The following is a 20,769-nucleotide window of genomic DNA, read 5'->3' as shown; positions in this document are numbered from 1 at the left end:
AGCTTTGTTTCGTTGCTTGACATACTTGATTGTTTGTTCAGTTTTCAAGGAGCAAATTGTTTCGCCGCCTCAAATTAGCGACTTTAATAGATTACCATAAACTCAATGATGATGTCAACAATGAATTTATGTTTTTTATTTTCGTGTTTTTGTTTCGTTGTTGCTTTTTTCGCAACGGAATTAACTTTACCATGGTCAGATAAAGAAGTCAAACACTATTTTTAAAAAACTCGATATTCACCATTTCCTTAATAGCGAATGCCGGAGTTTTTCTTATAAGGTCTACCTTAATTTATACATTCTGACGTTATAATAAAAAGTTAATCTTTCTCCCATATATTAATTAAAAACCTTACTATTATGCAATAAAACTCATTGTTACTAGTAATAAGAAATAACCAATACACAAACAAAAAAGCCCCATTAATTATATAATGCAGGCTTCATTTCTTATTAATTGCTATTCACTTCATATTTCCTTTGGTAAACTCCCACACCTTTTGTCTCTACACGTTTCGTAATAATGATGTTTTTGTCAGCCAAATACGAGACAATTGCAGTTAGATCAAGGCCATACGGTGCTAAAAGTGGATGTGTTTTCAATTCGCTATACGACCAACTATCATCTTTTTCACCCATAATATCTAATAAATGTTTCGCGGAATACTTCGCTCGGTTACTTATAACAAAGTCAATTGCCAGAATCATTAATTGTACACGTTTATCAATTTCTTCATTACTTTGGATTAATTCTTCATATAACCGATATATTTCAGGATCAATCTGCCGTACCTGCTTCCAAACTGTAATCTCCGGGTGAAAGCCTTTTTCGATAACTGCAAGACGTGCTAAATAGTGTAGCGAGTTAATCATTCTACTGTAGGCGTCCTTATAATTAGATGATTCATACAGATCTTTTGCCTCGCTATAGCTTTTTACTAGTTTGCCAAATTCAATTGCTTTACGTAGGTCGCGTTTATTAGAAGGAAAGCTTCGAAGTTGTTCTTTTAATCCATTAATATATTCATTTCGATCAAAGATAACCTTTCCATAAACAAGCCATTCAACTGCACGGCGATATGTACTTGTATCAATCCATTGCATTAATAAATCTTCCCGAACTACATGCATTGCGGCTGTTTTATCTTCAAATTCATAGTGTTTTACGTGCCATGATTGTTCTACATTCTTTACAATAATTAATAGGATAACATCAAAATTATCGGTAAGTGGGCTGTTAGGTTTTGTTTTTTCTATTAATAAGATACCTAATGTGTCTAGGTCACTCGCTCTTTCTTGGTAAATTGGCCGTAATAAATCCTCCAACAGGGTCAACTCCTCAATTTTCCTTTATAATTTTACTATTCGATAGGGCATAGGAAAATTCCTCTTTCAGACACAAAATATTCAAGAATATATGCTATACTGTTTCTGAAAGATGTAAGGAGGATTGACATGTCACAGTTGGTCTATTCAAGCAAAATAAATAAAATTCGTTCCTTTGCTTTGTTTTTAATATTTTTAGGATTTGGATTTATGTATGGTGGTATTTTCACAAAGAAAATTGAATGGCTTATGGTCATATTTTTCGTAATTGGTATCCTGTGTGTTATTTTTAGCACGGTTGTATATTTCTGGATTGGTATGTTGTCAACAAAGGCAGTTCCAATTATTTGTCCAAGCTGCGAGAAACCGACGAAAATGCTTGGACGAGTTGATGCTTGTATGCACTGCAAACAGCCTTTGACACTGGATAAGAATCTGGAAGGTAAAGAATTTGATGAAAAATACAATGCAGGTAAACATCGACGTGCGTTCAATACGAAACAAAAAAATCCGAAACAGTAATAAATCCGTCAGCTTGGCGGATTTTTTATGTGGAATTTTTGCTATAATGAAGCTATCATTCAATCGAAATGAGGTACAAGTCTTGATTCTAGTTATCGATAATTACGATTCATTCACCTTTAACCTGGTTCAATATATAAAACAATTAAATAAAGAAGTATCTATCGTACGGAACGACAAAATTATTATTGATGAAATAAAAGCGATGAATCCTTCGCACATTTTACTCTCCCCTGGCCCTGGAAATCCATCCGATGCGGGAATTTCATTAGAGGTTGTTCAACAACTACACGATACCTTTCCGATAGTGGGTGTTTGTTTAGGACACCAAACCATTGCACAAGCTTTTGGTGGAATGATTACAAAAGCAACGAAACCGATGCATGGTAAAATTTCTTCTATAACCCATGATGGGAAAGGAATATTTCAATCGTTACCGAATCCTCTTTCTGTCACTCGGTACCATTCATTGATTGTCGATGCTAATACACTTCCAGATTGTTTACACGTAAGCGCAACAACTGCTGATGGTGAGATTATGGCAATTCGACACAACATCTATCCAGTCGAAGGAATTCAAGCGCATCCTGAGGCGATATTAACGGAAAGTGGACTTGCTTTATTAGAAAACTTCTTCCAAAAGAAGGAGGCACTTTTGTATGAGTAACGCTGAGTTGTTTTTTCATTTTAAGGATTCATCTGGAGTTAAAAAACCACTATTTTTCCATAATCCAATTGAGGTTATTTCTGCCTATACGATTAACGAGGTACTTCCTTGTTTAGAAAGGATTCAGCAATTTGTGGATGAGGGTTATTATGCTGCTGGTTATATGGCATATGAAGCATCGCCCGCATTCGATCCGGAATTTCGGGTGAATAGTGGATCGAATACGCCGCTTCTTTGGTTTGGAATTTTTTCACATGCTTCTAACGAGAATCTACAAAGTTCCGGATCCTTTACTATTAACGAATGGATTCCGTCTGTATCTGTGGACAGTTACCAAGAGAGTATTGACCGAATCAAAAACTACATCGAACAAGGGGATACATATCAAGTTAATTATACAATTCAGTTGCATTCATCATTTTCTGGAGATGCAAAAGCTTACTATAATCAGTTGGCACAAGCTCAAGCTGCAAACTATAGCGCCTATCTCCAAACGGATGAACATACCATTTTGTCTGCCTCACCAGAGTTGTTTTTTCACAAGAATGGCAAGCGCATTACCACCCGACCAATGAAAGGAACAGTTAAACGGGGAAAGACATTTGATGAAGATAACGCACAAGCTATGTGGCTTTCTCAATCAGAAAAAAATCAAGCGGAAAATGTCATGATTGTTGACTTGCTTCGAAATGATCTAGGCACAATTGCTAAAGCTGGTTCCGTCAAAGTCCCAGAGCTATTTTCCATTGAAAAATATCCGACAGTTTATCAGATGACATCTACTGTTACCGCAGAGATTCAAGAGAATGCCTCTATTATTGATGTGTTTAAGGCTTTGTTTCCGTGCGGTTCTATAACTGGTGCTCCTAAAATTAGTACGATAAGCATCATTGATGAACTGGAAACAACCCCACGCGGTGTATATTGTGGCACGATCGGATACATTACACCAAAACAAGAGGCTGTATTTAATGTACCGATTCGTACCGTAACGATTGATAATGAAAGTGGCCATGCAACGTATGGAGTTGGTGGTGGTATAACGTGGGATTCAACTAGTGAAGGTGAATACGAGGAAATTCTAACAAAAGCTGCCTTATTAACGCGAAAACAACCTGATTTCCAATTGCTTGAATCACTTGGACTGGTTGATGGCGAATATGTAGTATTTGAAAATCATATCGAGCGGTTAAAAAAATCAGCACATTACTTTGATTATCACCTCGACCTTTCAGCTATTCGAGCAAAACTTATGGCGTACACTTCGACACACTCGGAAGGTCCATGGAAAATCCGCTTACTTGTTGAAAAGAATGGTGAATTCACGTGTGAAGCAAGGGAAATTACAATGAATCAAAAAGACAATGTTCATATTGCTCTAGCCCCCTTCTCTGTTTCTAGTGAAGATGTATTTCTCTACCACAAAACAACGAATCGAACTGTATATGAAAAGGCTAGAAGTAGCCATCCAGATGTATACGATGTGCTTTTGTGGAATGAAAAAAATGAAATAACAGAATTTACAGGGGGTAACGTCGTAGTTAAACTAAGCGGCAAGCTGTATACACCGCCAATTGATTGCGGATTACTCGCGGGAACCTTCCGAAAATCTTTAGTTGATTCTGGCGAAGTAAGTGAGCGTGTCATTTATGTGGAAGAATTAGATGCGTGCGAAGAAATTTGGTTTGTGAACAGTGTTCGGGAATGGATAAAGGTTGAGATGAAGTTTTAGATTATAGCTCTTGTTCTGGACCGATCTTGCTTAGTTGGAATCGCATTTTGGTTCTGGATCGTAAATTGGCTAATTTGGATCGTATTTTCCGAATCCGGATCGTAAATCACTCAAATCGGATCGTAATTCCTGAATCTGGATCGTAAATTACCAAAACCGGATCGTATTTAAGAAATCCGAACACATCCCGGCATGGATCGATTCATCAAATGAAAAAACGTAAGAAAAACACATTAGCGGAAGAAATACACGAGACTCCTGCGGGAAAGCGAAGTGATGAGACCCCGCAGTGAGTGGTTTTCTCACGAGGAGGCTCAGCGCAAGCCCGCGGAAAGCGTAGTGTATTTCTAGAGCGGTGTCGATATGTTACATCATCGACTGTAAACCTGTCTATCACATAACTTTCTACGTATAGCCAGAATTACACTTTCCTATTTCTCCCCCACCAAAAAACCCAGCAACCGCAGTTGCTGGGTTATCTATTCCTATCATTAGTGCTTTTTCGTTTCGACTTTTTGACAGTCTTCGCATTTTCCGTAAATTTCCATTCGGTGATGACTAACTTCAAATCCTGTCACCTGTTCAGCAAGTGATTCCACTTCGTTTAATGGTGGGTAATGAAAGTCAACAATTTTTCCACATGAATCACAAATAATGTGATAATGGTCCGATGTGTTGCAGTCAAATCTGCTTGATGCGTCGCCATACGTCAACTCTCGTACAAGTCCAATTTCACGCAACACACGAAGGTTGTTGTACACAGTTGCAACACTCATGTTCGGAAATTTTCCTTCAAGCGCTTTATATATATCATCTGCTGTTGGGTGAATCATAGAATTAAGAAGAAATTCAAGAACCGCATGACGTTGTGGTGTAATCCGTACGCCTGATTCTTTTAGTGTGCTGATAGCTGCTCGTAGTTTTTGTTCAGACACCGTCATGCACCTCGCTTTCATTTTTTTAATTAGAAAAACTCAGCATTCGCCGCAACAGGGCATCGAAGTTTTTCTTAAAAGTTTACGTTAGAAGTCTACTACTAATTATTAGATTATAATCACTATAATTAGTGTACCTGCTACAATGCTTATCTGTCAATAAAAGTATATGTTTCACCTTGCTTCATTAGTACTTGTTTTATCAATTCTCCCGATTTAAACGTCAGCTTGTAATGGAATTTCTTCCCCACCAAGCTTGTGATTAACATACCGTGCTGCAACGAATAAGAAATCAGATAACCTGTTCAAATAGGAAACCACCAGTGGATTAGCAAGTTCATCTTCTAGCCCAACCGCTGTTCGTTCAGCTCTTCTAGCAACTGTTCGCGCTGTGTGTAATGCACTTGACGCACTATGGCCAGAGGGTAGAATAAAATTTTTCAATGGTGTAAGATGTTTATCCCACTCATCAATTTGCGTTTCTAATTCCTCGATGTATTCTTTCTTTAATTTCCAGCTAACTTCTTTGTCATTTGGTGTTGCAAGCTCGGCACCAACATGAAAAAGAATTGTTTGTACACGATGCATGGTTGTCAAAAACGCTTCTTTTTCATCCCATTGTTCGTTATCTAGAAAGCTTAGAGCAAGTCCGATCATTGAATTGGTTTCATCACATGTACCATATGCTTCAACACGTAAATCGTTCTTTGGTACACGTTTCCCATAAATAAGTGATGTTTTTCCTTTATCGCCTGATCTTGTGTAAATACGCATGTTTAGTACCCCCTACTAGTGTCAATTTTATTCGTGAACGCTGTACCATCTTGCATATAAGTGCGAAGATTTTCCATAAATATTTCCAATGCTCGAGACTGGTAATGTGGTGAAATTCCTGATAAATGCGGTGTTACCGTTACATTTTCTTCTTGCCAGAGTGGATGGTCGTTTGGTAATGGTTCCTCTTCAAAAACATCCAATACAGCATGAGCAATTTCGTTAGATCGAATTGCTTGTAATAAAACTTCCCCCGCTACCGCATCGCCTCTCCCCATATTCAAAAAGATAGCATGGTTTGGCAATAAGTTAAAATGCTTTTCGGTAAAAAAGTATTTTGTTTCAGCTGTACTCGGTAACACGGATACAACGTAATCTACTTCTGGCAGTAATGAATCCATCTCATCTTGCGTAACATTTTTATCAAAGAACTCGAGCTTTCGTCCGCTTCTCGAAACACCTATGGTTGTCATATGAAATGCTTTTGCAAGCCTGGCAACCTCTTGGCCAATTGCACCGGAACCGGCGATGAGCATCGTTTTTCCAGTGATTTCTTCCATTCGTATGGAGCGATCCCATTTTGCCTCACGTTGATTTTCGAGTAACTGCTTTGTTTGCCGCTCAACCTGTAATATACCGGAAATTGCGAACTCAGCCATTGGCGCTTTATGTATTCCCCGGGCATTTGTAACCAAAATCCCTTTTTCACTAATTGCTGGAAAAGGCATCCTATCCATCCCAGCGGAAAGTACCATGATCCACTTAAGCTTACTTGCTTGTTCAACCAATTCATCGGTTAAGTCTTCGCCATACGTGACAAGAATTTCAGCATTGCCTAACTGTTTTTTTGCTTCATCCATATTTTCGCAAAACACAAATGATTTTGTTGAAAATTTACTTTCTAGTTCTTGTTGATGTTTGTTAGAAATCTTTGCGGAAAAAAGTATATCCACGGTTGTTCCTCCTATTACATTAAGTTCTCAGGATTTAATGCTTTTAATTCGTCTATTACAAAAATCCCATTATCACGGATTACTACATCATCAAAATAGATTTTTCCCCCACCATATTCTTCGCGCTGGATCAGCACCATATCCCAGTGAACCGATGAGTCATTACCATTATCTGCATCATCAAGAGCAGAACCAGGTGTGAAATGCATACTGCCAGCAATTTTTTCGTCAAATAAAATATCGCCCATTGGCTCGGTGATTTTCGGGTTTAAACCAATAGCAAACTCGCCAATATATCTAGCCCCTTCATCTGTATCTAATATAGCATTTAATTCCACCGGTTTATCCGAATTAGCATCGATTATTTTTCCATCTTTAAACGTTAATTCTACGTCATGATATACATTTCCCTGATATGGACATGGTGTGTTAAAGCGAATCGTACCATTCACACTATTTTTGACAGGTGCCGTGTACACTTCCCCGTCTGGAATGTTGGCTTCCCCTGCACACATGACGGATGGGATATCTTTTATGGAAAAAGTTAAATCGGTTCCTGGTGCAGTTATTCGAACACGATCAGTATTATCCATCACGCGCTTCAACGCTTTCTGTGCTTGTTTCATCTTTTGATAATCAATCGTACTTACTTCAATATAATAGTCGTAAAAATCGTCATAGCTCATTTTGGCCTTTTGAGCAAAGCCTTTTGTTGGGTAATTTAATAATACCCACTTTCGTTGATCGACGACAAAATCATTCGATTCTTTCATTTCTTGTCCCGCAAGACGGAACTGCTCATTTGGAACACCGATCAATTCCGTATCATTCTCTTCCCCGACAATCTGAATAAATCCATCGATATCTTTATACTTATGTAAATTCCACTTGTTCAATGTAGCAAATTGTTTTTTCTTCGCTTCCGTAATTAAAAGCCTCGAAATCTCATCATCTTCAAGTTCCACATGTGGGATAACTTTTAGCTCATGGGCTGCCTTAATTAATTCTTTTATAAGTGGCTTCGCGTTAACCGTTCCACTAATTAAAACGGTTTCATCTTCTTTCATTGTAAGCGAGTGGGTCAGTAACTGTTTCGCTAAAGCTGATAACCTTGGATCACGCATTTATTATTCCCCCTATTTTTTCACCCACGTCAATAGAACAGTCCAAAACGTGTTGGACTGCTCGCGTGTAGTTTATACGTTTTCACGGATAAATGTTAGTGCTTCTTCCACATGTCCTTTCACACGAACCTTGCGAAATTCCTTTTGAACTTTCCCATCTTTATCAATGATAAAAGTCGATCGTTCAATTCCATAGTACTCTTTTCCAAAGTTCTTTTTCAGCTTCCACACACCATATTCCTCAGCCACTTTATGATCTTCATCGGCTAATAAAATAAATGGAAGATCGTGTTTATCAATAAATTTTTGATGGCGATCAATCGGATCTGGACTTACACCAATGATGACCGCATTTAGATCTTGAAAGCTTTCATGACTGTCACGAAAATCACACGCTTCCGTTGTACAGCCAGGTGTCATATCTTTTGGGTAAAAATAAAGTACAACATGTTTTCCTTTAAAATCGGATAAACTAACGTGATCACCGTGTTGATTTGGTAACGTAAATGCAGGTGCTGTATTTCCTAATTCTACTGACATTCATAACCCTCCATAAAGTTCTCCCGGCCCTCTTTGTAATTTGCCCGATAAGGCGGGATACAAGTATTTCGATTATTTCTACTATAGCATAGTTTAATCATAATACTAAGTCTGTTGGCTGGCTGAAATTGTGTTGTTGTATAGGAAAATAAGTGTACGGCAGTGGCGGAAATACGCTAGACTCCTTCGGAAACAGAAAGCTACGCAAGACCCCGCAAGCAAAGCACGGAGGCGACCGTTTAGCGGTGTACAAATAGATAGGCAGGTGAAAAGTAAGGTGGTTTTCCCCAAAGTTCATCCTGACTAACTATTTTCTAGGCACTAGGAGCCGAAACTAGACAAGCGGGTCACTGAAAAAGTGGTAGATTTGAAAAATTATTATTTTTACCTTAACCTAGCATCTTGAATATACGGAGACTCCTTGAAAAAGAAAACCGCTTTTTCTGCGTGCGATGCCTTTTCAGGGAAGCATCCCTTGTCCTGCGGGAAGTAAGAGATCGGCGAGACCCCGCAGGACGACGAATGATGAAGGCCGACTAAAACCGTCCTTTGCGGAGAACGTCGGCATACCCCTTGCCGGGGCAAGGAGACTCGACACTCGCCCGCGGAAAGCGCAGTATATTCAAGATGCGATAATAGATCCACATATTTTGTACTATAGTTACCTTTTTCAGTGCTCTCAGACGGGAAGTCCGAGGAAAGCAAGTATATTTCCTCTGCGGCGCTATGGGACTACCTAATCATCTTGTTTATTTTGAACCAAACGGAGGACAAATGCGGTTGGCAGAATATAACCGATTAATGCTTGTATGAGTGCTATCAATCTTCCGTAGCCAATTGGCGTAACATCCCCATAGCCAATCGTGAGCATCGTTACGCCACTAAAATAGGAGGAATGAATCAGCGTCCCTATTACACTTACCTGTCGCAACTCCCCACCCTCTACCAATAAAATACGATTAAACGATAATATAAAATAGATTAAAGCAAACCCTATGATAACGATGCTATAAACAACGAGCAATGCATAAAAGATTTCCATCGAAAAGCTTCGTTTATTGTTACCTTTTTTCATATAATAACCAATACTACCCACCATCGTAAAACTAACTAATAGTACGAATCCCCATGATATTAATGTCATACAATCCCCTTCTTTATTACTACCATACGCCTTGTCCGTGTAGTCTATGTCATTTATTTTTTTTACAAATTAAGGTAGGATATCAAGTAATAGTAAATTAATTTGGTGGTGTACAAATTGAAACAAATTTTTCTAATCGAAGATGACCCGAAAATCGCAAATTTATTAAAAGATTACCTAGAAAAATATGAATACATCGTTACTATCGTGCAATCATTCGATAACATTATCGATGAATTTAAGGAGATTAATCCACATCTCGTTTTACTCGACATAAATTTACCTCGATATGACGGATTTTATTGGTGCCGTAAGATCAGAAGTTTTTCAAATTGCCCAATTGTCTTTTTATCAGCTCGAGATTCTGGTATGGATCAAGTCATGGCAATGGAAAATGGTGGAGATGATTACATTACGAAACCGTTTGATTTTGATGTAGTCCAAGCCAAAATAAAAAGTATTATGCGACGTATCTACGGTGAATACGCGGTGACGAAACAAGCTGAGCTTATTGATATTGATCAATTCATATTGCACTTAACTGCAATGGAAATAGAATATCAAGGCAGGAGTATTCCTTTAACGAAGAACGAGTTTATCTTGTTAAAAGAGTTGGCTGAGCATATTAATCAAGTTCTTTCCCGTACACATTTACTTGAAGTTTTATGGGATGATGAACACTTTGTTGATGACAACACATTATCGGTAAACATTACTCGGATTCGTAAAAAGCTTGAGGATATTGGGATATCAAAAAGTATTCAAACTGTGCGGGGCGCTGGTTACAAGCTAATGAATACATGGGGTAATAATTGATGAAAAAATTTATACTAGATCAATTGGGGTTTATTTTATTTTTTTACTCACAATTATTAGTAGTGATTGTTATTGCTCAACTTGCTTCGAGTTTTTCAAATGCTACACTTGGCGCTGGGATTATTTTTTATCTGTTTCTATTACCAACTTGTTTCCTTATCGTTTTTCTGATATTCCAGTACGTTAAGCAACGTGAGTTTTATAAGCTAGATCCTACAGAAAATAATTATTCAGGGTTCCCTGAGCCTACAAATAACTTACTTCGAAACTTACATGCTCAGCATGACAAACAATACAGTACATACCGGGAAAAAATTGAGCAACTAGAGCAACAAAAACAGCTGGAGATAGATTTTATTCAACAGTGGGTTCATCAAATGAAAACGCCTATCTCTGTCATGCACTTGACCATGCAAAAGGAAAAACTAAATCTTCCCCGAGAATTCGCAGATAGTATGTACGAAGAATTGGATCGGCTTCAAGAAGGATTAAACCTTGCATTATACCAGTCTCGCCTTCAAAAATTTGAGCGTGACTTTCATGTTGAAAAAGTGGACTTACGCGCTATTGTTAAAGAAGCAATCCAGGATTTCAAATCAAGCTTTATCCGAAATCATGTCTTCCCTGAAAACACAATTGATGAGAGTCTTACGATCGCAACAGATAGAAAATGGTTTCGATTTGTCTTACATCAATTTATCTCGAATGCAATTAAGTATTCCAAAGATAGTGGTGACAAAGTGGAATTTAAGGCAACTGAAAATGGCCAATCCATTACATTACACATAACCGATCATGGACACGGTATACCAAAACAAGACCAGACGCGCATTTTCGATCCATTTTTTACTGGACAAAATGGTAGGAACTTTCGCGAATCCACAGGAATGGGGCTTTATTTAACAAAGAAGGTATGCGATGAGTTGGGCCATCAGATTACGGTTGAATCAGAAAAAAGTGTAGGAACAACAATATCGATCACGTTTGAGCAGCCCAAGATTTAACGACTCTTACAAAAATGTAAGAAAAATGAAAGATAAAGCAATTGGTCTCAGCACGTTTCTTCTATAGTATAGTGGATAGAAAACTTTTGGAGGTAAAACCTATGGCAGTTCTAGTCGCAGAAAATTTATCCAAAATGTATGGCAGTAAACGAGCTGCACAATATGAGGCATTGCATAAGTTTAACCTTTCTGTGGAACGATCGGAATTTCTTGGAATTATGGGGCCATCAGGGAGTGGAAAAACTACCTTACTAAATCTACTGTCAACAATCGATACCCCTACATCCGGTAAGATTGAAATTAATAATGAAAAGATAACAAGTTTATCCAAAAACCAATTGGCGAAGTTTCGTCGTACGGAAATGGGGTTTATTTTTCAAGACTATAATTTATTGGATACGTTGACCATTGGGGAAAACATCGTACTTCCCTTAACGTTACAAGGTGAAAAGGTTAACGTGATGGAGAATAAGTTAGTGCATGTCGCTAAGCGTTTAGGGATCGACACAATCATCCACAAACGCACGTATGAGGTGTCAGGTGGACAGCTACAACGAGCAGCAATTGCACGAGCGATGATTCATGATCCTACCATCATATTTGCCGATGAGCCTACTGGAAATTTAGATTCTAAGTCGTCTCTGCAAGTAATGAAATCGTTAAACTCGCTGCATCAATCACAGAATTCAACTTTAGTAATGGTGACGCACGATCCGTTTGCAGCTAGCTTTTGTGAACGCATTATCTTCATTAAGGACGGGAAGCTATTTAATGAGATACATCGTGGAGACAATCGCCAAGCCTTTTTCCAAGATATTTTAAATGTGCAATCATTACTAGGAGGCAACACCGATGACCTTCAAACAGTTCGCATTTAATAATGTCCGCAGAAATAAACGGCAATATTTAAGTTACTTCCTAAGCTGTATGTTCGCGGTAACCGTATTCTTTATGTATGCAGTACTTGTTTTTCATCCAGATATTGAACAAACCGAATTCAGAGATGTTGTACAACGTGGGATTCTCGTTACAGAAGTCATTATCTATGCATTTTCTTTTATTTTCGTACTTTATTCTACAGGTACGTTTGTTAAATCAAGGAATAAAGAGTACGGTCTGTTAACGACCCTTGGAATAACGAAACGCCAATTGAATCGAATGCTTATCCTTGAAAATACGATTATTGGTATCGCCTCCATCATTACAGGGTTATTACTTGGAGCCTTATTAACAAAGCTTTTTTTAATGGTATTCTCACAAGTCCTAGGTCTTGATGATATTCTACCGTTTTATCTGTCATTAAAAGCTATCGGGATTACAGCAATCTTATTTTTTATCATGTTTGAATTAAATTCATTGATTGTCGTCTCGACCATTCGAACGAAATCTATTATGGAGGTGTTCCGAGGTGCAAAGGCACCTAGTAAAACACCAAAGTTTTCATGGATTGTAAGCGGCATTTCCTTGATTGCAATCGGGATAGCGTATTATTTAGCATATACCGCAACAATCATTACCATCATTTTTCGAATGGTTCCTATTCTGTTACTGATCATACCTGGTACCTACTTTCTATTTACACAGTGTAGTATCGCTTTCGTTACCATTTTGAAAAAAAAGAAAAGCTATTACTTGAATAAATTAAATTTGCTAACCATTTCGGATTTATCGTTTAAATTAAAAGATAATGCCAGACTATTATTTTTCGTTGCTATATTAAGTGCCGTTGCATTTACATCATCTGGCGTAATTTACGGCTTATTTCAGAGTGTCGAAACAGAAAGCGAACGTTTTGTACCACAAGATGTTTCGTTAATTAGTAAAGGCGTAGACAAGCAAGATGAATTTCAGCGGGAAGTAGCTAGAGTTGAAACAAAATTTAAAGAACAGGGTATTGCCTATGAATCGACTACAGTTACGACTGTACAAAGCAAGGTTACCTCTGATTCTAGTGAGTGGAACAACACGTGGCTAATGTTATATTCCTTTTCAGATTATAAAAGGATAATGAAATTTCAAGAGAATGAACTAGCATTTTCACTGGATGACCAAATTGCAGCGGTTCTGGTAGTTGATTCTTCCTTACGAAAAGAATTAAATATACCTGATTCATTTACATTAGAGTCGGAAAACACACAGGTGAATTTAACCGTTAAACCTGCTAAATCAAAAGTAAATGGAGATATTTACACCACATTTCCTGCAGTAGTCCCTGATAAAATATATCAGAATTTTTATCAAGAAGCAGAACCAAATGAGATTTATCAAACATACATTATGAACATCCCTAATTGGACAGCCCATGCAGAAGAAATTGCAACTATATTGGCCCATGTTGACCGAGAAATTGTATACCCAAATTCACAGGCAGATTTTTACATCAATATGAAGCAAGGTATGTCTTTCCTACTCTTTTTTGGTATATTTATTAGTGTTCTATTCTTTTTGGCAGCAGGATCTATTTTATATTTTCGTATGTATCGAGATATCGACAAAGACTTACATCATTACCATTCCTTATATAGGATTGGGTTAACGGATAAAGAAATGAAAAAAATCGCCACTAAGCAGCTTGCTTACTTATTTTTTATTCCGTTTTTAGTTGCCGTTATCCACGCCAGTTTCGCTTATAAAGCTTTGCAAAACATGCTAGCGTCAACTATCCTTTTGCCAAGTACAATTATTATCTCTGTTTTCTTTGTTGTACATTTGATTAATTTCATTGTCATACGAAACATTTATACTGCTAAGCTGAAAAAGGTAATGTAGTTTCTCAACTATTAGGAGGATGTTTTTATGAAATCGCACGCAAAATCAGAACAATTACATGAGGAAGCCCTAGAACATATTGTGGGTGGGGTGAATTCACCATCCCGTGCATATAAAGCCGTTGGAGGCGGAGCACCTGTATATATGGAACGCGGAAAAGGCGCCTATTTCTGGGACGTTGATGGGAATAAATATATTGATTATTTAGCTGCTTATGGCCCAATCATTACTGGACATGCTCATCCCCATATTGCTAAGGCGATTACACACGCAGCAACAAACGGAGTTCTATATGGTACGCCAACAAAACTCGAAAACACGTTTGCAAAAATGCTAAAAGAAGCTATTCCATCACTTGAAAAAGTTCGTTTTACCAATTCCGGTACAGAGGCAGTGATGACAACCATTAGGGTTGCACGAGCTTATACCAATCGCACAAAGGTCATTAAATTTGCAGGATGTTACCATGGTCACTTTGATGCCGTATTAGTTCAAGCAGGATCTGGTCCTGCAACACTCGGAACACCTGATTCAGCTGGAATCCCTAAATCTGTTGCTGCTGATGTGATTACGGTTCCATTTAATGACCTAGACGCATTTAAGAAGGCAATGGATCGCTGGAGTGACGAAATTGCAGCTGTACTTGTCGAACCAATTGTTGGGAACTTTGGAATTGTAGAGCCACATGAAGGCTTTTTACAAGAAGTGAATACAATCACACACGATGCTGGAGCGCTAGTCATTTACGATGAAGTCATTACTGCATTCCGCTTTACATACGGAAGCGCCCAGCAGGTGTATGGTGTCGAGCCAGATATGACCGCAATGGGTAAAATTATCGGAGGCGGACTTCCAATCGGAGCTTACGGTGGAAGAAAAGATATTATGGAACAGGTTGCGCCATTAGGACCAGCATATCAAGCGGGAACGATGGCTGGTAATCCAGCGTCAATGGCATCCGGAATAGCTTGCTTAGAAGTTTTGCAAGAAGAAGGTGTTTATGAAAAATTAGACGAGCTTGGTGCCCGCCTCGAAAAAGGAATTTTAGAAAAAGCTACCGAACACGGAGTAAAAATTTCGGTAAACCGTTTATGCGGAGCACTTACAGTCTATTTTGGCGAAGGTGCAATTACCAATTACGATCAAGCAGAAGCAAGTGACGGTGAAGCCTTTGCCCGCTTCTTCAAATTGATGCTAGCGCAAGGAGTAAATTTGGCTCCATCTAAATATGAAGCGTGGTTCCTAACGACTGAGCATACACAAGACGATATTGATAAAACGATTGAGGCAGTCGACCATGCCTTCAGAGAAATGAATTAAGTTCATTCTATGTAGGAATAAACTGCGATGAAGTTTATTCCCTGTGGGCACTCGGGTAGCGGACTCAGAATGCCTTATTTTAACTTTTTGGGCATGTTTTATGGCTTAGGCGGACACAGGATACCTTATTTAGGTAGAAACACGATAAAATCACTACTTTTTGACTGCATAACGAATCCTCTGTCCGATAACAGTCACATTCGACCTATTTTTGCACAAATAAGGGCTCTGGTGTCCGCTTACCCCACTGTTTCAGTATAAAAAAGCTTCCTACAGAAAATTCTCTGCAGGAAGCTTTTTGTTATTCTTTGACTAGTTCTGGTTGTTCTAAATTCTGAACCTGATACAGGTTATAATAACTACCTTGTTTTTTCATTAATTCTTCATGCGAACCACTTTCGTTGATTTCCCCATTGACTACAACGATAATTCGATCTGCATGTGTAATCGTTGCTAGTCTGTGTGCAACGATAAATGTTGTTCGATCCGCTGCTAGTTTTTCTAACGCCTCTTGTATCGTGTGTTCGCTTTCTAAATCTAATGCAGATGTTGCTTCGTCAAAAATCAGTATTGGCGGATTTTTAAGAAAAACCCGCGCGATTGCAATTCGCTGTTTTTGACCACCTGATAGTTTCACACCACGCTCGCCAACTAACGTATCATAACCATGAACTAGGTCTGTGATAAAGTCATGGGCATTTGCTGCTTTTGCAGCTGCAATAACCTCTTCATCGGTTGCATACGGATTCCCCATTCGAATATTCATCGCAATAGATTCGCTAAATAACGTGTTATCCTGAAGCACCATTCCGATATTATCACGGAGTGAGCGCGCTTTTACATCACGAATATCAATTCCATCAATCTTAATGGTTCCCTTTGTTACGTCATAGAACCTTGGTATCAAACTAATTAGCGTTGATTTTCCACCGCCACTCATTCCTACTAAGGCAATCGTTTCCCCTTTATTTACTTTTAGGGATACATCTTTTAATACTTCAGGTTCATTTTTGTCGTATTGAAAGGAAATGTTTTCGATATCAACAAACCCTTCTACGTCCTTCAATTCTTTCGCATCTGATTTATCAACAATATCATATTTTTCATTTAAAAATTCAAAAACCCGGTCAATGGAAGCAATCGATTGCGTCAACATCGTTGAGGAGTTGATTAATCTGCGTAATGGACTATATACTCTTTCCATGTACGCAACAAAAGCAACCATTGTACCTAACGTTAGATCGCCATTAATGACATGATAAGCAGCATAAGCAATCACTAGAAGTGGCGCCAAATCGGTAATGGTGTTTGTAACAGCAAATGTTTTGGCGTTCCAACTTGTATGATTAAGAGCTTTATCTAAAAAGTTATTATTGCGTTGATTAAACTGTCCCTGCTCATAATCCTCTAGGGCAAAGCTTCTTGTTACAGGTACTCCTTGAACACGCTCGTGCAAATGTCCTTGAACCTCTGCAAGAGCCTGCGATCGATCTCGTGTTAAACGACGTAATCTTCCATAAAAATATTTAATGGAAAAACCAAACAATGGAAATAAGATGATGGAAACAATTGTTAAGCCGACGTCCATCGTCAGCATGATTCCAATCGCGATTAATATCGTAATCATATCTAACCATACATTCATTAATCCAGTAAGTACAAAAGTTTTCGTTTGTTCGACATCATGTATTACCCGGGAAATAATTTCCCCGGTTTTTGTCTGCGAGTAATAACGTAAGCTTAACTTTTGTATATGATCGAACAGTCTATCCCTTATGTCGTAAAGGATTTTGTTCCCAACCCACTGCGCCAGATATTGTCGAATATATTCAATTGGCGGTCGTAAGATTAGAAAGATAATGAAGGCGCCACCCATCAACCAAAGTAATTCACTTGTTTTGGCGGCAGCACTCATATTTTCCGCACCGATAATTTCGTCAATTATATATTTTAATATAAGCGGCATTAACAGCGGGATACCAAATTTTATAATTCCGATTAATATCGTCCAAACAATTTTCCAACGATATGGCTTAACAAACTTCATATATTGTTTTACACTACTCATTTTATCTACTCCAATATAAACAGCAATGAAAAATCCTTGCTACAGGATTGTAACAAGGTTGTGCTAATTTTTATCTATAAGTCAAAAAACGTTCATACCATTGATCCACAAATTCAGGTGAAAAAGGACCCTTTCGTTGATGTACCCATTTTAACAAATAATCCATATGATTATGCAAAATTTGATCTAATACAGCTGGATAACTCATTTGTTCTTTATGAACTTCGTATTCATCTTCATCCAATAAGTTATATGTCATATCAGGAAATACTTTAACATCCAAATCATAATCAATATATTTTAAAGCTTCATCATCGTAAACAAAAGGTGAACTAATGTTGCAATAATAATGTATGCCATCATCCCGTAACATTCCTATTATATTAAACCAATACTTTGCATGAAAATAACAAATAGCGGGCTCGCGAGTTACCCATTTTCGGCCGTCACTCTCGACCACGTTGGTCTTATCGTTCGCACCAATCACTTCATCTTCTGTTCGCTTCAAGACTAGGCAGTTCTCCCAAACTCGATGTAATTTTCCATTGTGCTTGTAGCTTTGAATTTGAATTTTCGATCCTGTGTCCGGGCCAGCCATCGTATCTTCCTTTCTATATACTTACAGCATCCTTTTTTATATTATAATGGCAAGCCTTGCAAATATAAAGTATAACGACCGGGCGATAGATTAAGAATGAAAAGGCTGCTTCTTTAAAGGCAGAGACTTGGTAGAGAGGGACATTTTTAAAATATATGTTTAGTCACTATAGCTGTAAACTGCGAACTAGTTAGACATAAGATAACTACCGCTTCGGAAAAACATTACGCTTTCCGTGGGCAACGCCTCAGCCTCCTCGGAAGAAAACCACTTCCTGTGGGGTCTTCAGCTGTTGCTTTTCCCACAGGAGTCTTCATGTTTTTCCTTCGCTGGATTTGCGAACTATTATTATTATTTCATTTGTATGATAGTTGAAAAAACATGAATTACATCCGATTATGGCAGTTGATTGGAGCGGAGGGCAGTCGACTCCTGCGGGATTAATAGGCATAGGTGAGACCCCGCAGTGCCAAAGCACGAGGAGGCTCACCAGCCACCCGCGGAAAGCGACTGCCCGCAGCGGAAATCAACGTTTCTGTTACCATAAACTTTAATTCGCCTTTTCCTTCAACTGTAAAACCAAATCAAAGAGAAGCCTGTTTGCTTTCGGACTGAGGATGCCTTATTTACCTTTTTTACCTATATTTTGAGGATTAACGGACACACGATGTCTTATTCAGCTAAAAAACATGTTTTTCAACTGTTTTTACCCAAATAAGGAATCCTGAGTCCGATAACAACCGCATTTACCCTTATTTTTCACAAATAAGGAATCGTGTGTCCGTTAACTCCGCTAGCTAGCTGACATCCTGCACGCAATCATTCCAGTGCGCTCGGAAATGTTACTTGACTAGCCTTGCCCGAAGCGGAAATCAACGTCGCAGCTACACTTCACAGTTAAATTCAATTACGAAATAAAAAAACCAAAAGAAAAGAGCTTTCTTGGGAGAAGAAAGCTCTTTTCTGAGTCAGAAAAAAACGGGGTAGGTAAAGTTATTTCTTATTTTGTTGAGACTTTTGATTTTGTTTTTTTACTTCTTGTGCGTTTGTTTCAGATGCAAATTCTGTTCCAAATTGTCCTTGACCTTGTGCTGCTTTTTGGTTTTGTTGTTTTACCTGTTGTACGTTAGTACCAGCAGCAGTTTTGTTAGGTTGTTGTTTCTTAGCCATCTATATCACCTCCGCAATAATTAATTTAACCATTTAGGGAGATGTTATCCGAAAAAACCCAAAGTTAAATTTATCACATTGTGGTAAAAAATGTTAAATAGATAGAGTGGCCCTCACTTACACATACTAAACAAATATATTAGTAAGAAAGACAAGTTTTCAACGTAGAAGTTTCATCATTTTTTGGTGAGATACCGGAAATGGAAATGACTCCATCTCTTTTCGACTAACAAATTGAGCATTAGGTTGCGATGTTTTGGAACATGTAGAATTAGCTTCATGCACCTCTAATTCCCATATAATGTGCGAAAAAACGTGTTTCAATTTTGTAGCTTCCCGTTTTAAAGAAACGTGAATGCCATATTCTTTTTCGAACCAGTCTGGAATTTGATTAAAGCCTATTTCATTAATTGAAATCATCGGAAACTGCCAAAGGTTTGCTAAAAGTCCTGTGTCTGGTCGTTTCTCAATCAAATAATCACCATGATCATTTTTAATCAATAAAGCGACATAAGGGATAGTTTTTTGCTTTTTAGCCTTTGATTTAATTGGTAAATCATTCTCCAATCCTTCAGCAAAAGCACGACAATGTTGTTGGACTGGACATAGCATACACATTGGGTTACGAGGTGTACAAACCATAGCACCTAACTCCATCATTCCCTGGTTGAAGGATGATGGATCTTCGTGGGATATAAGTTCGCGAACGTGCTCTTCAAATACCTTTTTCGAGCGTGGCTTCGCAATGTCCTCTTCTACTTTCAATATTCGTGACAGGACACGCATTACATTTCCATCAACTGCAGGCTCTGCTTTATCGAAGGCGATGGATAGAATGGCACCTTTCGTATAGGGACCGACACCTTTTAGTGAGCCGAGATCCGTTGAATTATCAGGTATTTCACCGCCGTAAGAAGTAACAACCTCTCTAATCGCGTTTTGTAAGTTACGAGCACGGGAATAGTAACCTAGACCTTCCCATGATTTCAAGACTTCCTGCTCATCAGCATTTGCTAAATCATGGAGGGAAGGAAACTTTTCAATAAATTGGTTAAAATAAGGTATAACGGTATCAACCTTTGTTTGTTGAAGCATAATTTCTGATACCCATACTTTATATGGATTTTGATCTTTGCGCCAAGGTAAATCACGTTTATTCGCTTGGTACCAAGATATTAAATCATGCTGAAATGCTTTTACGTCAATTTGTAATAATGAGTTATCTGTCATAAGTACACAACCTTTATGTATGGTACAATAAATTTCGAAAAAATCTAAGCTACACCTGGAACACTTCTAAGGAGGAA

General features: G+C 38.2%; 20 protein-coding genes. 8 read left to right on the top strand and 12 right to left on the bottom strand.

Features of this window, described 5'->3' with window-relative positions; all coding sequences use genetic code 11:
* Positions 1 to 83: 83 nt before the first annotated feature.
* Both ACY9Z2_RS18255 and ACY9Z2_RS18250 read right to left on the bottom strand, forming a co-directional pair.
* A complete protein-coding gene (locus ACY9Z2_RS18255) occupies positions 84 to 212 on the bottom strand; it encodes a hypothetical protein (RefSeq protein ID WP_463611104.1) in 129 nt (42 codons plus the stop codon).
* 241 nt (positions 213 to 453) lie between these two features.
* A complete protein-coding gene (locus ACY9Z2_RS18250; protein WP_463611103.1) occupies positions 454 to 1,326 on the bottom strand; it encodes a nucleotidyltransferase-like protein in 873 nt (290 codons plus the stop codon).
* Between the two features lie 129 nt (positions 1,327 to 1,455).
* Here ACY9Z2_RS18250 and ACY9Z2_RS18245 point away from each other — a divergent pair, with 129 nt between their 5' ends.
* The 3 genes from ACY9Z2_RS18245 (at position 1,456) to pabB (ending at position 4,247) form a co-directional block, all read left to right on the top strand.
* Entirely contained in the window at positions 1,456 to 1,848 is a 393-nt protein-coding gene (locus ACY9Z2_RS18245) for a YgzB family protein (protein ID WP_463611102.1), read from the top strand.
* A gap of 82 nt (positions 1,849 to 1,930) precedes the next feature.
* Positions 1,931 to 2,515 carry an anthranilate synthase component II gene (locus ACY9Z2_RS18240; protein ID WP_463611106.1) on the top strand — a complete coding sequence of 195 codons (585 nt, stop codon included), beginning with the start codon at positions 1,931 to 1,933 and terminating at the stop codon, positions 2,513 to 2,515.
* Positions 2,508 to 4,247, top strand: a complete 1,740-nt coding sequence (pabB, locus tag ACY9Z2_RS18235; protein WP_463611101.1) for an aminodeoxychorismate synthase component I — start codon at positions 2,508 to 2,510, stop codon at positions 4,245 to 4,247. Before ACY9Z2_RS18240 ends, pabB begins: the two co-directional genes overlap by 8 nt.
* A 491-nt stretch (positions 4,248 to 4,738) precedes the next feature.
* Here the strand turns inward: pabB and perR are convergent, their stop codons facing one another.
* The 6 genes from perR to ACY9Z2_RS18205 form a co-directional block, all read right to left on the bottom strand.
* Positions 4,739 to 5,188: a peroxide-responsive transcriptional repressor PerR gene (perR, locus tag ACY9Z2_RS18230; protein WP_463611100.1), complete on the bottom strand. Its 450-nt coding sequence runs from the start codon at positions 5,186 to 5,188 to the stop codon at positions 4,739 to 4,741.
* Positions 5,189 to 5,398: 210 nt separating this feature from the next.
* Positions 5,399 to 5,956: a cob(I)yrinic acid a,c-diamide adenosyltransferase gene (locus ACY9Z2_RS18225; protein ID WP_463611099.1), complete on the bottom strand. Its 558-nt coding sequence runs from the start codon at positions 5,954 to 5,956 to the stop codon at positions 5,399 to 5,401.
* A gap of 2 nt (positions 5,957 to 5,958) precedes the next feature.
* Complete coding sequence (locus tag ACY9Z2_RS18220) at positions 5,959 to 6,909, bottom strand: D-2-hydroxyacid dehydrogenase (protein ID WP_463611098.1); 951 nt, start codon at positions 6,907 to 6,909, stop codon at positions 5,959 to 5,961.
* A 14-nt stretch (positions 6,910 to 6,923) separates the two neighbouring features.
* Positions 6,924 to 8,033: an aminopeptidase gene (locus ACY9Z2_RS18215; RefSeq protein ID WP_463611097.1), complete on the bottom strand. Its 1,110-nt coding sequence runs from the start codon at positions 8,031 to 8,033 to the stop codon at positions 6,924 to 6,926.
* Positions 8,034 to 8,105: 72 nt separating this feature from the next.
* Entirely contained in the window at positions 8,106 to 8,573 is a 468-nt protein-coding gene (gene bcp / locus ACY9Z2_RS18210; protein WP_463611096.1) for a thioredoxin-dependent thiol peroxidase, read from the bottom strand.
* A 736-nt stretch (positions 8,574 to 9,309) separates the two neighbouring features.
* Complete coding sequence (locus ACY9Z2_RS18205; protein WP_463611095.1) at positions 9,310 to 9,717, bottom strand: ion channel; 408 nt, start codon at positions 9,715 to 9,717, stop codon at positions 9,310 to 9,312.
* 117 nt (positions 9,718 to 9,834) lie between these two features.
* On the opposite strand from ACY9Z2_RS18205, the gene ACY9Z2_RS18200 reads away from it, so the two are divergent.
* The 5 genes from ACY9Z2_RS18200 (at position 9,835) to ACY9Z2_RS18180 (ending at position 15,626) form a co-directional block, all read left to right on the top strand.
* A complete protein-coding gene (locus ACY9Z2_RS18200; RefSeq protein WP_463611094.1) occupies positions 9,835 to 10,533 on the top strand; it encodes a response regulator transcription factor in 699 nt (232 codons plus the stop codon).
* Positions 10,533 to 11,537, top strand: coding sequence for a sensor histidine kinase (locus tag ACY9Z2_RS18195; RefSeq protein WP_463611093.1), 1,005 nt, complete (start codon positions 10,533 to 10,535; stop codon positions 11,535 to 11,537). The genes ACY9Z2_RS18200 and ACY9Z2_RS18195 overlap by 1 nt, the downstream gene beginning before the upstream one ends.
* Positions 11,538 to 11,638: 101 nt before the next feature.
* Entirely contained in the window at positions 11,639 to 12,415 is a 777-nt protein-coding gene (locus tag ACY9Z2_RS18190; protein WP_463611092.1) for an ABC transporter ATP-binding protein, read from the top strand.
* On the top strand, positions 12,390 to 14,306 hold the full coding sequence (locus tag ACY9Z2_RS18185; RefSeq protein ID WP_463611091.1) for an FtsX-like permease family protein: 1,917 nt from the start codon (positions 12,390 to 12,392) through the stop codon (positions 14,304 to 14,306). Before ACY9Z2_RS18190 ends, ACY9Z2_RS18185 begins: the two co-directional genes overlap by 26 nt.
* Before the next feature lie 27 nt (positions 14,307 to 14,333).
* Positions 14,334 to 15,626: a glutamate-1-semialdehyde 2,1-aminomutase gene (locus ACY9Z2_RS18180; protein WP_463611090.1), complete on the top strand. Its 1,293-nt coding sequence runs from the start codon at positions 14,334 to 14,336 to the stop codon at positions 15,624 to 15,626.
* Positions 15,627 to 15,927: 301 nt separating this feature from the next.
* Here the strand turns inward: ACY9Z2_RS18180 and ACY9Z2_RS18175 are convergent, their stop codons facing one another.
* The 4 genes from ACY9Z2_RS18175 to mutY all read right to left on the bottom strand — a co-directional run bounded on the left by ACY9Z2_RS18175 (position 15,928) and on the right by mutY (position 20,692).
* Positions 15,928 to 17,694 carry an ABC transporter ATP-binding protein gene (locus ACY9Z2_RS18175; protein WP_463611089.1) on the bottom strand — a complete coding sequence of 589 codons (1,767 nt, stop codon included), beginning with the start codon at positions 17,692 to 17,694 and terminating at the stop codon, positions 15,928 to 15,930.
* A gap of 70 nt (positions 17,695 to 17,764) precedes the next feature.
* Entirely contained in the window at positions 17,765 to 18,292 is a 528-nt protein-coding gene (gene ntdP / locus ACY9Z2_RS18170) for a nucleoside tri-diphosphate phosphatase (protein ID WP_463611088.1), read from the bottom strand.
* A gap of 993 nt (positions 18,293 to 19,285) precedes the next feature.
* Entirely contained in the window at positions 19,286 to 19,462 is a 177-nt protein-coding gene (locus tag ACY9Z2_RS18165) for a gamma-type small acid-soluble spore protein (RefSeq protein WP_463611087.1), read from the bottom strand.
* 159 nt (positions 19,463 to 19,621) lie between these two features.
* Positions 19,622 to 20,692 carry an A/G-specific adenine glycosylase gene (gene mutY, locus ACY9Z2_RS18160; protein ID WP_463611086.1) on the bottom strand — a complete coding sequence of 357 codons (1,071 nt, stop codon included), beginning with the start codon at positions 20,690 to 20,692 and terminating at the stop codon, positions 19,622 to 19,624.
* Positions 20,693 to 20,769 lie beyond the last annotated feature (77 nt).

The organism is Virgibacillus sp. GM2-2 (assembly GCF_055329585.1).
Note: the sequence above shows the minus strand (reverse complement) of the source record. Positions and strands in the feature narration are given on the sequence as shown.